This is a genomic window from Bradyrhizobium algeriense (assembly GCF_003062295.1).
GTDB lineage: Bacteria > Pseudomonadota > Alphaproteobacteria > Rhizobiales > Xanthobacteraceae > Bradyrhizobium > Bradyrhizobium algeriense.
The window spans coordinates 1-465 of record NZ_PYCN01000251.1; the positions used below are offsets into that span (position 1 = coordinate 1).

Annotated in this window: 1 protein-coding gene; it reads right to left on the minus strand. The window is 62.2% G+C overall.

Translation table 11 applies throughout. The features are described 5' to 3' along the window. Positions 1 to 74: 74 nt before the first annotated feature. Positions 75 to 465, minus strand: a 391-nt coding sequence (locus tag C7G61_RS43375; protein ID WP_210205937.1) for a hypothetical protein, incomplete at its 5' end; no start/stop codon positions are given.

Here is a 465-nt window from a genome sequence, read left to right on the forward strand (position 1 = left end):
CTCAGGCAGGGTCCATCTCCCGCCCAATGCGCCTTAGCTCTGTCTTGCTGGTCGAACCAAGCCCGGTGTTGCTCTTAAAGAACAGGGGCAAACCCAATCCCGATGTGAAAGAGCGCGGGAAGGGTGGACACCGACGCGGCCGTGGCTGCGCCCCGTTGCACAGCATCCAGCCTGATTCCGACCTGCTCCGGCGCAAGCTCGTCCGCCTGGCGGCCCATGGCCAGCGCACCTTCGAGGATATCAATCCCCTCCCGGACCGAGCGACAGTATCTCAGACGCGAGGCGATATAGACGTTCCGCTGCTGCTCAACCTCTGCCGTATCAGCACAGGCCAGTCGGATGACAAAGGGCAGCAGCTGCTGCCGCTCCTCGTCGCTGGCCTCATCGTTCAGCTGCATCGCCAAGGCGCAAATCGGACGAGAGAAACACTTCGGCATGTCGTGAACGGAACGCACAGGCTGGTAG